This window comes from Brevundimonas sp. 2YAF1, assembly GCF_052114745.1.
GTDB lineage: Bacteria > Pseudomonadota > Alphaproteobacteria > Caulobacterales > Caulobacteraceae > Brevundimonas.
This window is the reverse complement of record NZ_JBFRFI010000006.1, coordinates 1-13,066: the sequence shown is the minus strand read 5'-3', so window position 1 is coordinate 13,066 and position 13,066 is coordinate 1. Positions and strand designations below refer to the sequence as shown.

Here is a 13,066-nt window from a genome sequence, read left to right as displayed (position 1 = left end):
TCCCCAGCACAGGGCCGGGGATGACGGCAAGAAAGCGGGCCGAATGTGAGCCCCAACCTGCGCCGTCACCCCACCCAGCGGGGGTGGCGGGGGCGGCCCTCCGCGCATTCCAGCCCCGCGCGATCCCATCCGCCCAGATCGGCGGCGGCCTCATAGGTGCTCTCAAGGAAGGCGCTCAGCACGGCGTCGGGATCGGCTGCGGTCCTGACGGCCTCATAGGGCAGCAGAAACTCGCCCAGCCCCGCGTCCCAGCGCGCCGCAGCCGGTTGGACCGCCGCCGCGTCGAATCCCGGCGGCGCGGGATAGGCGTAGGCGTAGAAGCACGGCCCCCGCCCCGGATCGCCGGGCCAGAAGCCCGCGCTGGACACCTCGTGCGAATAGGCTTCGCGCGTGACAGCGTCGGGCAGGTGTGGAACCCCGCCCGGATGCAGCGGCGCCCGCCGTCCCGAGAACCGCGTCACGGCCAGATCAAAGGCGCCCCAGAACAGATGCACCGGGCTGCACTTGCCCAGGAACCGGGTGCGGAAACCGTTCAACACGCGATCGACCTGCACCAGGGCGCGCCAGTAATCCCGCGCCACCGCCGCATCATACTCGCGATGCCGCGTGTCGGCCGGAAAGGGCGTCGCCTCCGCCATCTCGTCCGGCGTCAGATCAATGCGGCACGCCACGCCCAGCGTCGCCAGCGCGCCCATGACCTCCGCATAGAAGTCCGCCACCGCCCTGGGCTTGAGCGCGATCCGGCGCTCGCCCCCGTCGCTGACGCGGATGACCAGTTCACTGGCAATGAAGTCGAACTCCATCTCGAAACCGACCGCGCCATGGGGAATGAGGCCGGTCGCCAGCCCCCGCGCCGACACCCGCAGCGTCACGTGCCAGCCGTGGTTGAGCCAGGGCGTCTGCGACAGCCTGACCTTGCCGACGACCTGCGCCCACAACTGCAGCGTCTCCATCGTCGGCCACAGCGACGCAGCCGACAATTCGGGCCATACCTGGGCGTTCGCGTGCGGCCTCATCAGGAGGGTCCTCGCCGGTTTCCCTTCCCTGAAGTCTGACGCGAGAAGATCGTTGCATGGATCCGCGCCGACTTGGGCGACCGGCGGATGGATCACACCTCAGCGAAACATAACACAACATTGTTATTTAAAATTGCGCACGGGTCGATGCCTACTTCCGGTCGCCAGCTTGGCTATTAGGGAGAATTCCATGTCTTTGAAGGTGATGGGCATCGCTTTGGCGGGCCTGACGATGTCTACGATGGTCGGCGCTGCCGCGCCGATGCCCATGGTGCAGCAGTATGTCCCAGGGGAGGGAATCTACTGCATGGGCCGCGACGGATGCTATCCGATCGCCTACCAGCGGGATGTTTATTCCGACGCCGCGTTGACCAATCTGATCGCCAGCGCATCAGATGGCTGCACTCAATCAGGAGATTGGGTCTGGATTACGACACCCCAGTTACCCACCGGCTATGAGGTCAAGACGCCGATGTGGGTTTGCTCGCCCATGGGCCCCTACCTGCCGCACGACTGGTAACAAGCCCGTACATTAAATGGAACAGGGCGGCCCCGAGGCCGCCTTGTTTTGCATTTTCCAGACTAAACCGCCTCCACCGCCCGCCAGTAGTCCAACCGCCGGAAGAAGGGCGCCGGGTCCTTGGGGGTGACCAGGTTGGCGGGGTCGTGGAAGATGCGGTCGTGCAGGCGGGTCAGGGTGAAGCGCACCGCCGCCGCAGCCCCCAATCCCGGAAGGGCCTCGGTCTCGGCGGGCGTCAGAGGACGCACTGATTCATAACCCTTCTGGAAGGCGTGCAGGGCCGACGGGATCGGCCGTCCCTCGGTGTCGAAGCCCCAGGCGCTGAGGGCGATGGCCAGGTCGTAAGCCAGCACGTCGTTGCAGGCGAAATAGAAGTCGATGACCCCGCCGATGTCGCTCTTGCCGTGTTCGTTGGTGGCGAACAGGACGTTGTCGGGGAAGTAGTCGGCGTGGACCGGTCCGCGCGGCAGGGCCGGATCGCTCCACGGCTCGGCCAGACGCGGCAGCAGGGCCTTGATCTGATCCAGCATCTTGCGATCCCCCCCGCGCGCCGCGCCGTCGCAGCGCGCGGCCAGCGCCGCCCAGGCCTCGGGCCCGACCGGGTTCTGGCGTTCAGCCGCATAGTCGGCGGCGTCGAGGTGCAGCAGGGCCAGGACCTGACCCGCGCGATACCGTTCCTTGTCCGAGGGCTGACGCTTCCAGGCGCCGGGCGCCCAGTTGAGGATGGCGGCGGCCCGACCGTTCAGACGGCCGATGATCTCGCCCTGATGGTCCGCCACCGGCGACGGCGTGGGAAAGCCCCGCGCCGCCAGATGCCGGGTCAGGCCGAGGCAGAAGGGCAGAGAAGCCGCGTCGGTGCGCCCCTCGAACAGGGTCAGGACATAGGCCCCTTGAGTCGTCTCCAGCTTGTAGTTGGTGTTCTCGACCCCCTCGGCGATCGGCGTCAGCGCGACCAGATCGCCCAGGGGGTAACGCATGAGATAGTCGGCGGCCTGATCCGGCGTGACGGGCGTAAAGACAGCCATATCTAGATCAGCTCCGCCGCCGCGCGACGGGCGCGCACCACGTCGGCCACGTCGGCCAGCACGCTCTCCGTCGTGGCCCAGCGCCCCGCGCCGCGCCCCTTGCACGTCCAGACGCGACCGTCCTGACCATAGACTTTCAAGGCGTTGCGCTCTCCGTTCAGCGCCTGGAAGAGCGCGTCTTTCAGATCGCCGTCAAGCCGGACCGAGGCCTCCAGACAGCCGTCGCGATCATGGCAGGCGCCGATCTGACGCACAGGCTGGTCGCCCAGCGGCGTTTCCGCCGACAGCTCGTCGCGCGGCAGGTCGGCGGGGGCGCGGCCAAAGGCCTCGAAGGACAGCAGCTTCACCTTGGCGGCGGCGTCGTGGCCTTCCAGGTCCGAGGACGGGTCTTCTTCCGCAAAGCCCGCCGCGCGGGCGTCGGCCAGGGCGTCGGCGAAGGCCGCGCCCTCGCCCAGGCGCTGCAGCATGAAGTTGACCGTGCCGTTCAGCACCGCCTCGAACCCGGCGACGGGACCGGCGGCGCGGGCGGCGCGCAGGGTCTCGATCATCGGCGCGCCGCCGCCGACCGAGGCCGACCAGGCGACGCGAGCGCCGTTGGCCGCAGCCAGGGCCTGCAAGCCTGCCGGGTCGCGGGCCACGGCCTGCTTGTTGGCGCTGACCACGTCGACGCTGGCTTCCAGCGCGCGGCGGATCAGGGCGTGACCGGCCTCGCCCTCGGACAGGGCTTCCAGCAGCAGATCAGGCTTCTGGGCCAGCAGGGCCTCGACGTCGCTGGAGAACAGGTCGGCGGCCGCCGAGACGTCGCGCGCCTTGCCCGGATCGCGGACCAGAACGCCGACCACCTCATAGCGCTTGTCGGGCAGCAGGCGGTTCAGCAGACCGCCGCCGACGACGCCGCAGCCGGCCAAAGCCACGCGCAGCGGCGCGTTCGATTGCACCGGGCCGGGAGGCGCGCCGCGCTCGCCGACCACCGTGCCTTCGGCGCGGCCCAGGGCGGCGACCTCGATCTCGACCCCGCGCTGCTCGCCCAGATCGATGGCGTCATGCTGAACCAGGGCCCCGCCCAGACGGCGCGCCGTCTCCCAACTGGCGCGGCGATAGCGCAGCGGCGTGCCCGTCTCCGAGGCCGGATCGCGATCGTAGAGGCCATCCACGTCCTTCACCAGACGCACCCGGTCCAGCCCCAGCTCGGCGGCCAGAACCACCGCCGTCAGGTCCGACCCGCCCCGGCCCAGCAGGGCCACCCGACCGTTCGCCCGCACGCCGCCGAAGCCAGGCACCACCACCACCTCGTGCTCGGCCAGCGCCTCATGCAGCCGCGCGCCCTTCAGGCTGACGGGACGGGCGTGCTGCGCCGGGCCTTCGACGACGATGCCCAGTTCCCGCACCGACAGACCCACCGCGTCCAGCCCCACCCGGTCGCAGGCGATGGCGACCAGGGCCGCCGCCTTCTCCTCGCCCAGCACGACATAGGCGGGCAGAAGCTCGTTCTCGTGATCCAGACCCAGCGAGCGGGCGTCGGCCAGCAGCCGGTCGGTGTGCCCGGACAGGGCCGAGACCACCGCCACCACTTTGCGCCCAGCGCGGACATGGCCGTAGATTTCCGAGGCCACGGCGGGCGCCTCGGCGGCGTTGCGCAGGACCGAGGAGCCGAATTTCAGCACCGCGACTTCGGCGGCGAAGGCCGCCTGCGGTTTCTCTTTATCGGCGACGAGGGCGAGGGCGGAAGCGGGCATCGGGGAGGTCCTGGAGTCTGGATCGGGGAGGATGGCGAGGCGGTCGGCGGTGAGGTTCGGGCCATAAAAAAACCCGCCCGGGGGTCCGGGCGGGGTGATCGGTTTTTGCGTTTCTCGCCTAGGCGGCGCGCATCATCCGGTCCCCGCCCGCAAGGGCATGGTGGTGGTGGTACCGGTGGTCGTAATCACGGACGCGACGAGGCCCGTCGCCGAAGCGGCGAGGCGGGTGGTCTGCGAGAGGGCGAGGCGGTCAAGCACAGGCGGCGTCCGGTTGAAAATCGTTCCTCAGGGTGATCCACCACCCCGCACCGCGTCAACCCCGATAAGAACATTTTTTGCTCGATGCGGCTACAAATGCGGTATTTCACCAACCTTATGCCAATGAAGAACGAAATGAGGTGAATTTTTCCGCTTGACCGGCGCCCTTCGCAACCGCAACGTAAGGTCACTCATCAAGACCGGCTGAGGGATTAGGCCCTTTGACGCCGGGGCAACCATCGGGTTCCGCCCGAAACGGTGCCAACTCCTGCGGGGTTCTCGAGACTTGTCTTGGGGGCTGCGAGAGATGAGTGGAGCATCGACGAGGCGACGCTCCACGATCTGTCACTGCATGGGTTCCTCGGTGGGCCGTTTTGCTGAGTGACGAGATCCATGACCCTGGCCCTGATCGACCCCATCGCCCCCGCCGAAGACCCCGCCTGTCGGGCCGCATCCGCGCGTCGTCCGTCCGAGTTGCTTCAGCGCGACGGCGCTCATGACGTCGTCGTCCCGATCCCCGACGGCTTCCTGCTGGATTTTGGCGGGACGCTGAACCAGAAGCAGATCGTCGGCCGTCTGCACGGCCGGGCCAACGCCCCGCTGATCGTCGTGGCCGGCGGCATCTCCGCCGACCGCTATGTCCACCGCACAGAGACCAAGGGCCTGGGTTGGTGGTCCGGCGCCGTGGGCGTCCGCGCGCCCATCGACCTGAACCGTTTCCGCGTTCTCGCCTTTGATTTCGCGCCCGATTTCGGTCCCGACGCCAAGGACGCCAAGCCGCCGCTGACCATCACCACCCAGGACCAGGCGCGGCTGCTGGCCCTGCTGCTGGACCATCTCGGCGTGGAGAAGGTCGCGGCCTTCATCGGCTGTTCCTACGGCGGCATGATCGCCCTGGCCTTCGGCGAGCTCTTCCCCGACTGGGCCGAGCAGCTGGTGGTGGTGTCGGCCGCCCACCGCCCTCACCCGCTGGCGACGGCCTGGCGCGGGATCCAGCGCCGCATCCTGCAGTTGGGCCTGGAGACGGGCCGCGTGGATCAGGCCGTCGGCCTGGCGCGCGAACTGGCCATGACCACCTATCGCACCCCCGACGAGTTCGGCGAGCGCTTCGATTCCGAGGCCCCCAGCCACGCGGGTCAGGCCTACCCCGTCTGCGACTACCTGCAATCTCGCGGCCGGGCCTATCGCGACCGCACCACCCCCTCGCGCTGGCTGACCCTGTCGGACTCCCTCGACCGCCACCGGGTCGAGCCCGAGGCCATCAGCGCCCCCGTCACCCTGGTCGGCTTCACCAGCGACCGCCTCTGCCCCATCGACGACATGAGGGAGCTGGCCGCGCGCCTGCCCAACCTCTGGCGCTTCGTGGAATCTCCCTCCCTCTACGGCCACGACGCCTTCCTCAAGGAAGACGTTCTGGTCGCTGACATCCTGACTTCCGTACTGAAGGACATCGACCAATGAGCCGCGCCCGCCCCGCCGATCCCCGCACCATCGCCGCCCGCTCGGGCGTGGATACGGACACGGCTCATGGCGCGGTCATGCCGCCGCTGTACCTGTCGTCCAACTATTCCTTCGCCGGCTTCGACCAGAAGCGGAAATACGACTACTCGCGCTCGGGCAATCCGACCCGCGACGTCCTGGCCGAGACCCTGGCCGAGCTGGAAGGCGGCGCCGGCTGCGTCGTCACCGCCACCGGCATGGCCGCCGTCGATCTGCCGCTGAGCCTGCTCAACCCCGGCGAGCTGCTGATCGCGCCGCACGACTGCTACGGCGGCACCCACCGCCTGCTGACCGCCCGGGCGAAGAAGGGCCATTTCCGCGTCGCCTTCATCGATCAGAACGACGGCGAAGCCCTGGACGCGGCCCTGGCCGACGGCGCCAAACTGGTTCTGATCGAGACCCCGTCCAACCCCCTGCTGCGCGTGGTGGACGTGGCCGACGTCTGTCGTCGCGCCCACGCCGTGGGGGCCAAGGTGGTCTGCGACAACACCTTCCTGTCGCCGGCGCTGCAACGGCCGCTGGAGTTGGGCGCCGACATCGTCGTCCACTCGACCACCAAATATATCAACGGCCATTCCGACGTGGTCGGCGGCGCCGTGATCGCGGCGGATCCGGCCGACTTCGAGCAACTGGCCTGGTGGGCCAACTGCCTGGGCGTCACGGGGTCTCCGTTCGACGCCTATCTGACCCTGCGCGGCATCCGCACCCTGTTCACCCGCATCGAGCGCCAGCAGACCACCGCCGGTCTGGTCGCCGCCGCTCTGGAGCAGCATCCGGCGGTCAAGGCCGTCCACTATCCGGGCCTGAAATCCCACCCCGGCCACGCCCTGGCGGCGCGCCAACAGTCGGGGCCGGGCGCCATGCTCAGCTTCGAACTGAACGGCGGGACCGAGGCCGTGCGCGACCTTATCGAGGGCCTGGACATCTTCACCCTGGCCGAGTCGCTGGGCGGCGTCGAAAGCCTGATCGCCCACCCGGCCACCATGACCCACGCCGCCATGACGCCCGAAGCGCGTGTCGTCGCCGGCATCACCGATGGCCTGATCCGCCTGTCGGTCGGGCTTGAGCACCAGGACGACATCCTGGCCGACCTGACCCAGGCGCTGGACGCCTTGGTGCTGCGCGCCGCAGCCTGACGCTTAGGCGCTTTCCTCCCTGTCGCGCAGCGATGGGGAGGTGGCGCGGCGCCGAAGGCGACGTGACGGAGGGGGCGACTCCACGGCTGACGTTTGCATCGCCCTCTCCACCACTTCGTGGTCCCCCTCCCCATAAAATGGGGAGGAAAGTGGACCTTAACCCACCGCGCGCGCCAACCGCTGCTGCTGACCACGCGCGTCCATCGCGGCGTCGTCCAGCGAAAACTCCCCCATCATCCGGTCCAGTTCGCGGGCGTCCTGGGCCAGGGAATGGCTGGCGGCGGTCGATTCCTCGACCATGGCGGCGTTCTGCTGGGTGACCTGATCCATCTGGGCCACGGCGATATTGACCTGTTGCAGGCCGCTGGACTGTTCCTGCGAAGAGGCGACGATCTCGCCGGCGATGGCCGTCACCCGTTCGATCTGGCCGCCGATCCGCTTCAACGCCTCGCCGGTGTCGCTGACCAGTTGCACGCCTTCGCCCACCTGGCGGCTGGACGCCGAAATCAGGGTCTTGATCGCCTTGGCGGCCGCGGCCGAACGCTGGGCCAGGGCCCGCACTTCCGAGGCCACGACGGCGAAGCCACGCCCGGCGTCGCCCGCGCGCGCCGCCTCGACCCCGGCGTTCAGGGCCAGCAAGTTGGTCTGGAAGGCGATCTCGTCGATCACGCCGATGATGTTGCCGATCTCGTTCGAGGAGCGTTCGATCTCGCCCATGGCGGCGATGGCGCGGCCGACCACGGCCTGGCCCTTGACCGCCTCCTCGTGAGCTCCGTCCACGACGCCGCCCGCCTCGACGGCGCCCTCGGCCGAGCGGGCGACGGTGGCGGTGATCTGCTCCAGAGCGGCGGCGGTTTCCTCCAGCGAGGCGGCCTGCTGCTCGGTGCGGCGCGACAGGTCGTCCGACGCCTGGCTGATCTCATGGGCGCTGGCGCCGATGGCGCTGGAACGGTCGACGATGCCGCGCATCGTGTCCTGCAGCCTGGCCATCGCCCCGTTGAAGTCGGCGCGCAGCTGTTCGTATTGAGGCGCAAAGCTCGTGTTCAGACGGAAGGCCAGTTCGCCGCTCGACAGGCGATCCAGACCGGCGGCGAGACCGTCGACGACCTGGGCCTGCTGGCGGGCCGCTTCTGCCTCACGCTCGGCCTGGGACACGCGGGCCTGTTCGGCGGCGGCGCGCTGGACCTCGGCCTCGGCTTCCAGCCGCACCTTCTCCTCGGCGTTCTGCTTGAAGGTCAGGACGGCGTCCGCCATATGGCCGATCTCGTCGCGACGGCCGACCGCCGGGATGTCGATGTTCAGGTCGCCCGAAGCCAGCCGGCTCATGGCGCGGGTCATCGCCTCGACCGGACGGCTCAGGGCGCCGATCAGCCAGGCCACCGCCCCCAGCGCGATGACCAGCGCCAGCGCGCCGCCGATCGCGAAGCTCCAGTAGGCCTCTTCGAAAGCGAGGGTCTTGGCCTTTTGCCGCTGGGCGGCCAATACGGCTTCCTTCTCCTGGATGGCCGATATGGCGGCGCGAACGTCGAACAGGCGCACCGCCTGCTTGAGGCCGGACAGAGCCTGGGCATGGGTCGCCGGGTCTCGCGCCAGGGCGATCTCGCGATCCGCGTCCTCACGGAAGGCCTTGCCCGCCGCATTCAGCTTGTCCTGCTCGGCGCGATAGGCGGCCGTCGCGTCGAGCGAGGCCAGATCCGCCAAACGCGCCGTGAACTTGCCCGACGCCTCCTCGTAATGGCCCAGGAATTCCTGATCGCGCGTGGCGACATAGCCGCGCACGGCGTTCTGTTGCTCGACCGCTGCAGCCAGGAGCAGATCGGAACCCTTGAAAATGGCGTTCGAAGCCGCGTCGGCGGCGTCGGCGCGTTGCAGCGCCGCCACGCTCCACAACACCACCAGGGTGGCCATCCCGCAAGCGCCGATCACGGCGGCGAAGGACAGGAGGAGCTTCTTGGGAACCGACAGATGCTGCAGCATTTTTTACGCTCGGAGGAACTAAGCCCTCCTCCTGCGCCGCACAGTTCGCCAAAGCCTTATCGTCCGACAGCGGAACTCTACTTAGAAACGCTCAGAGCGCCTTCAGCACCACCGACAGGGCGGTCAGCAACAGGTAAGCGGCGAAGGCCTTTCTCAGCACCTTGCGGTTCAGGCGGTGCGCCAGCCGCGCGCCATAGGGGGCGGTCAGCGCCGTCAGCAGCCCCATGATCACCGCCGCCGGCACGTTGACGTAACCCAGCGACAGCGGCGGACGGCCCGGCGCGTCCCATCCGAAGGCGGCGAAACCCAGGGCCGCCGTCGCCCCGATAGCCAGACCGAAGCCCGAGGCCGTCGCCACCGCCTGATGGATCGGTCGTCCGCACAGGGTCATGGTCATACCGCCGAAACTGCCGCCGCCGACGCCCATCATGGCCGACAGCAGGCCGATGCCCGTGCCGATCCCGCGCCGTCCCCAGCCCGTCGGCAAGTCTTTGCGCAGGGTCACATGCTCAGGCAGCAACCCCATCTGCATGGCGATCAACAGCAGGCAGACGCCATAGACGATGGCCAACCCCTCCATCGAGGTGAAGCCCGCGATCGCCGCCCCGACCAGACCGCCGAACGCCACCCAGGGCGTCCAGGTCTTCAGCACCTGTTCGTCCACCGCCCCATGGGCCCGGTGCGTCGCCAGCGATCGCAGCGAGGTGGCCACGATGGTCAGCAGCGAGGTGCCGATGGCGACGTGCAGATTGCTCTCGCCGCCGACGCCCAGCACCGCGAAGGCATAGAAGAGCGCGGGCACCAGCACCGTCCCGCCGCCGACCCCGAACAGGCCGCCGATCACCCCCGCCAGCGCGCCCGCCGCGATCAGGGCGGCGGCCATCATGAGAATTTCGGAAAGGGGCAAGGCGCTCATGGCTTGGGCATAGCGGTGCAACCCGCCAGCGTCATCCCGGAAAGAGCGTCAACCCGCCCCGCCCCCCTTTCGTCATGCTCCGGCAAAACGCAGCGGCGCCAACCGGGGAACCCAGCGGCGCCTGGAGGGCGAAACCGTCACCCGCCACGCTTTCAGTAGAGATCGCCTGCGGCGCCGCTGGGTCGTCCGGTCAAGCCGGAGGATGACGAAAGAATGCGGTGGCGCTTAAGGATCAGGCGGCTTCTTCCGACGCCGCTTCACCCAACCGGCTATGCCGCGCCTCGGCTTCGCGCACGGCCTCGACCGCGCGGTCCACGACCTCCAGCCCGGCCCCGGCCTTGACGCCCTCGACCGTCAGGATGCGGCGGAAGGCGCGCGCCCCAGCCCGGCCGTGCATCAGGCCCAGCATATGCCGCGCCATGCCGGCCAGATGCGCGCCCTCGGCCAGCCGCCCGGCCATGTAAGGCTTGTAGCGTTCGATGGCGGCGAAGGGATCGACGTCCTCGACATCCATCCCGAACAGCCGCCGGTCCACCTGTCCCAGCAGCGCCGGCTCATGATAGGCGGCGCGGCCCAGCATGACCCCGTCCAACTGCACGCCGTCAGCATCATCGAGGTGCGCCTCGGCCTGATCCAGATCGCCGATGCCGCCGTTGATGCAGATGGTCAGATGCGGCCGCTCGCGCTTCAGACGCCGCACCAGAGCGTAGTCCAGCGGCGGCACGTCGCGGTTTTCCTTGGGCGACAAGCCCTTCAGCCAGGCCTTGCGCGCATGGACGACGAAGTGGGTGATGCCGACCGCCGCCGAGGCGTCGACCGTGGCGAACAGGCTGACCTCGGGATCCTGATCATCGACGCCGATGCGGCATTTGACGGTGGCGGGGACGCTGACCGCGTCCTTGATCGCCGCCATGCAGTCGGCCACCAGTTCCGGCTCGCGCATCAGACAGGCGCCGAACTTGCCCGACTGCACCCGGTCCGAGGGGCAGCCGACGTTCAGGTTGATCTCGTCATAGCCATAGGCCTCGCCGATCCGCGCCGCCTCGGCCAGTTGCGCCGGGTCCGACCCGCCCAGTTGCAGCGCCACCGGATGCTCGACGGCGTCGAAGCCCAGCAGCCGCTCGCGGTCGCCGTGGATCACCGCCGGAGCCGTCACCATCTCGGTATAGAGCAGCGCCCGGCTGCTCAGGGCGCGGTGAAACGCCCGGCAGTTGCGGTCGGTCCAGTCCATCATCGGGGCGACGGACAGTCTGTGCGGCGGATGTGGCGTCATGACCTCAAGGGCGCGGCGGTTCGGGCGATGGCCGCGTCCTATAGAGACAATGGGCCGGAATGGCGACTGGCCCGCCCGTGCCCCCAACGGCCGTCATCCCAAGGGAGGTCGCAGAAGCCCTCCCCCCGGCGTCATCCTCGGCCTTGTGCCGAGGATCCAGACAGGCAGAGGCATGCAGGTCATGTCGAAAGACCGTCCCGCGTCGAGTCTCTGGATCCTCGGCACAAGGCCGAGGATGACGGGTAGAGTAGGAGCTGACCGTCCCATCATGCCTGCGATTGTCAGTCGCGCGCGACCTGGAAGCCGGCGAAGGACTGGCTGACCGGCATCAGCTCCAGGCTGTTGATGTTCAGGTGGGGCGGCAGGGTCGCGACCCAGAACAGGGTCTCGGCGATGTCCTCGCCGGTCATCGGCTGAGCGCCGCCATAGAGGGCGTCGGACGCGCCCTGGTCGCCGCCGGTGCGGACCAGGGTGAACTCGGTCTCGGTCATGCCCGGCTCGATCGAGGTGACGCGCACCCCCGTGCCGTGCAGGTCCGAACGCAGCCCCAGCGAGAACTGGCGCACGAAGGCCTTGGTCCCGCCGTAGGCGTTGCCGCCCTTGTAGGGATAGGTCGCCGCCACCGAACTGATGTTCAGGATGGCGCCCTTGCGTTGGATCAGGCGCGGCAACAGGCGCCGCGTGATGGTCACCAGGCCGGTGATGTTGGTGTCGATCATCTGACGCCACTGATCCAGGTCGGCGTCCTGGGCCGCGGCCGTGCCCAGCGCCAGGCCGGCGTTGTTCAGCAGCACGTCGATCTCGCGGAAGCCTTCGGGCAGGGCGTCCAGCGCCGCGTCGATGGCGGCCTCGTCGCGCATGTCGAAGGCGGCGGCGTGAACCTTGTCCGCGCCCAGTTCGGCCACCAGGGCGTCCAGCCGCTCCTGACGACGGCCGGTGGCGATCACCTTCCAGCCGGCGCCGACAAAGCGGCGCGCCGCCGCCTGACCGATGCCCGCCGTGGCGCCGGTGATCAGAATCGTGCCGCTCATGTCCGCTCCGCGTGTCAGATATTTCGAGGACGCTTAATCCCTGACCAGACCGCCGTCGACCACCAGATTCTGGCCCGTCACCGCCCGGCTCCACGGCGAGGCGAAGAACAGGATGGCGTCGGCGAACTCCTGCGGCGTGGTGACCGAGCGCAACGGCGTCATCCCGGCGATCAGGTCGAACACCGCATCCGGCGTCGCCGCGCTGGCGTCCGTGGTCCGCAGCAGCCCGCCCGAGACCATGTTGACCGTGATCCCCGACGGGCCCAGGTCGCCCGCCGCCGTCCGCGTCAGGCTGAGCAAGGCGGCCTTGGCGGCGGTGTAGTCGTGATAGGGCACGACCGGATTCTGCAACGCCATTGAGTCTATTTGTCGTATTTTATTGATATATTTCAATAAGTTATGAAGATCGGTACCGCAGAAACCCTGTTCACACGGGCCGACGTTCCGATCAAATGGCTGCGCCACGCCTGACCGCAAGCGTCACACTAACCCCGTGGTAAAACCGGATGTTCAGAATGTCCGTTAGGGGCGGTGGGCTCAACCGGTGAACGCAACACGCTAACTTTTCTTCGGAGATGGAGCGTGGGCGATGAAGCAGCGGCGGCGGATCTATTACTCGGCGGCCCAGCGGGCTGAAATCTGGGATCGCTGGAAGGCGGGCGAGTCGATGAGTTCTAT

General features: G+C 68.5%; 11 protein-coding genes and 1 riboswitch. Of the genes, 3 read left to right on the top strand and 8 right to left on the bottom strand.

From position 1 onward, the window contains the following. Positions 1 to 65 precede the first annotated feature (65 nt). Complete coding sequence (locus tag AB4Y68_RS09410) at positions 66 to 1,016, bottom strand: DUF5996 family protein (protein WP_441455313.1); 951 nt, start codon at positions 1,014 to 1,016, stop codon at positions 66 to 68. Positions 1,017 to 1,206: 190 nt separating this feature from the next. On the opposite strand from AB4Y68_RS09410, the gene AB4Y68_RS09405 reads away from it, so the two are divergent. Beyond that, positions 1,207 to 1,536, top strand: a complete 330-nt coding sequence (locus AB4Y68_RS09405; RefSeq protein ID WP_441455311.1) for a hypothetical protein — start codon at positions 1,207 to 1,209, stop codon at positions 1,534 to 1,536. A gap of 62 nt (positions 1,537 to 1,598) precedes the next feature. Here the strand turns inward: AB4Y68_RS09405 and AB4Y68_RS09400 are convergent, their stop codons facing one another. Beyond that, positions 1,599 to 2,561, bottom strand: a complete 963-nt coding sequence (locus AB4Y68_RS09400; protein ID WP_441455310.1) for a homoserine kinase — start codon at positions 2,559 to 2,561, stop codon at positions 1,599 to 1,601. Between the two features lie 2 nt (positions 2,562 to 2,563). Continuing rightward, positions 2,564 to 4,297, bottom strand: a complete 1,734-nt coding sequence (locus AB4Y68_RS09395; protein WP_441455308.1) for an amino acid kinase family protein — start codon at positions 4,295 to 4,297, stop codon at positions 2,564 to 2,566. Between the two features lie 446 nt (positions 4,298 to 4,743). Then, a riboswitch (SAM riboswitch) is annotated at positions 4,744 to 4,869 on the top strand. A 79-nt stretch (positions 4,870 to 4,948) separates the two neighbouring features. Between AB4Y68_RS09395 and metX the strand changes: the two genes are divergently transcribed. Both metX and metB read left to right on the top strand, forming a co-directional pair. Further along, positions 4,949 to 6,016 carry a homoserine O-succinyltransferase MetX gene (gene metX, locus AB4Y68_RS09390; RefSeq protein ID WP_441455307.1) on the top strand — a complete coding sequence of 356 codons (1,068 nt, stop codon included), beginning with the start codon at positions 4,949 to 4,951 and terminating at the stop codon, positions 6,014 to 6,016. Beyond that, positions 6,013 to 7,191, top strand: a complete 1,179-nt coding sequence (gene metB / locus AB4Y68_RS09385) for a cystathionine gamma-synthase (protein ID WP_441455306.1) — start codon at positions 6,013 to 6,015, stop codon at positions 7,189 to 7,191. Before metX ends, metB begins: the two co-directional genes overlap by 4 nt. A 156-nt stretch (positions 7,192 to 7,347) precedes the next feature. On the opposite strand, the gene AB4Y68_RS09380 is transcribed toward metB, so the two are convergent. The 5 genes from AB4Y68_RS09380 to AB4Y68_RS09360 form a co-directional block, all read right to left on the bottom strand. Continuing rightward, complete coding sequence (locus tag AB4Y68_RS09380) at positions 7,348 to 9,168, bottom strand: methyl-accepting chemotaxis protein (RefSeq protein WP_441455305.1); 1,821 nt, start codon at positions 9,166 to 9,168, stop codon at positions 7,348 to 7,350. 91 nt (positions 9,169 to 9,259) lie between these two features. After that, complete coding sequence (locus AB4Y68_RS09375) at positions 9,260 to 10,084, bottom strand: sulfite exporter TauE/SafE family protein (protein WP_441455304.1); 825 nt, start codon at positions 10,082 to 10,084, stop codon at positions 9,260 to 9,262. Positions 10,085 to 10,316: 232 nt separating this feature from the next. After that, positions 10,317 to 11,357: a tRNA dihydrouridine(20/20a) synthase DusA gene (gene dusA / locus AB4Y68_RS09370; RefSeq protein ID WP_441455303.1), complete on the bottom strand. Its 1,041-nt coding sequence runs from the start codon at positions 11,355 to 11,357 to the stop codon at positions 10,317 to 10,319. A gap of 281 nt (positions 11,358 to 11,638) precedes the next feature. Beyond that, a complete protein-coding gene (locus AB4Y68_RS09365; protein WP_441455302.1) occupies positions 11,639 to 12,388 on the bottom strand; it encodes an SDR family NAD(P)-dependent oxidoreductase in 750 nt (249 codons plus the stop codon). A 33-nt stretch (positions 12,389 to 12,421) separates the two neighbouring features. Then, complete coding sequence (locus AB4Y68_RS09360; RefSeq protein WP_441455300.1) at positions 12,422 to 12,745, bottom strand: SDR family oxidoreductase; 324 nt, start codon at positions 12,743 to 12,745, stop codon at positions 12,422 to 12,424. Positions 12,746 to 13,066 lie beyond the last annotated feature (321 nt).

Coding starts and splice junctions, on each gene's coding strand:
- AB4Y68_RS09375 (WP_441455304.1), bottom strand. CDS start 10,084: ATGAGCGCCTTGCCCCTTTCCGAAATTCTCATGATGGCCGCCGCCCTG.
- metX (WP_441455307.1), top strand. CDS start 4,949: ATGACCCTGGCCCTGATCGACCCCATCGCCCCCGCCGAAGACCCCGCC.
- AB4Y68_RS09365 (WP_441455302.1), bottom strand. CDS start 12,388: ATGAGCGGCACGATTCTGATCACCGGCGCCACGGCGGGCATCGGTCAG.
- AB4Y68_RS09405 (WP_441455311.1), top strand. CDS start 1,207: ATGTCTTTGAAGGTGATGGGCATCGCTTTGGCGGGCCTGACGATGTCT.
- AB4Y68_RS09400 (WP_441455310.1), bottom strand. CDS start 2,561: ATGGCTGTCTTTACGCCCGTCACGCCGGATCAGGCCGCCGACTATCTC.
- metB (WP_441455306.1), top strand. CDS start 6,013: ATGAGCCGCGCCCGCCCCGCCGATCCCCGCACCATCGCCGCCCGCTCG.
- AB4Y68_RS09395 (WP_441455308.1), bottom strand. CDS start 4,297: ATGCCCGCTTCCGCCCTCGCCCTCGTCGCCGATAAAGAGAAACCGCAG.
- AB4Y68_RS09380 (WP_441455305.1), bottom strand. CDS start 9,168: ATGCTGCAGCATCTGTCGGTTCCCAAGAAGCTCCTCCTGTCCTTCGCC.
- AB4Y68_RS09360 (WP_441455300.1), bottom strand. CDS start 12,745: ATGGCGTTGCAGAATCCGGTCGTGCCCTATCACGACTACACCGCCGCC.
- AB4Y68_RS09410 (WP_441455313.1), bottom strand. CDS start 1,016: ATGAGGCCGCACGCGAACGCCCAGGTATGGCCCGAATTGTCGGCTGCG.
- dusA (WP_441455303.1), bottom strand. CDS start 11,357: ATGACGCCACATCCGCCGCACAGACTGTCCGTCGCCCCGATGATGGAC.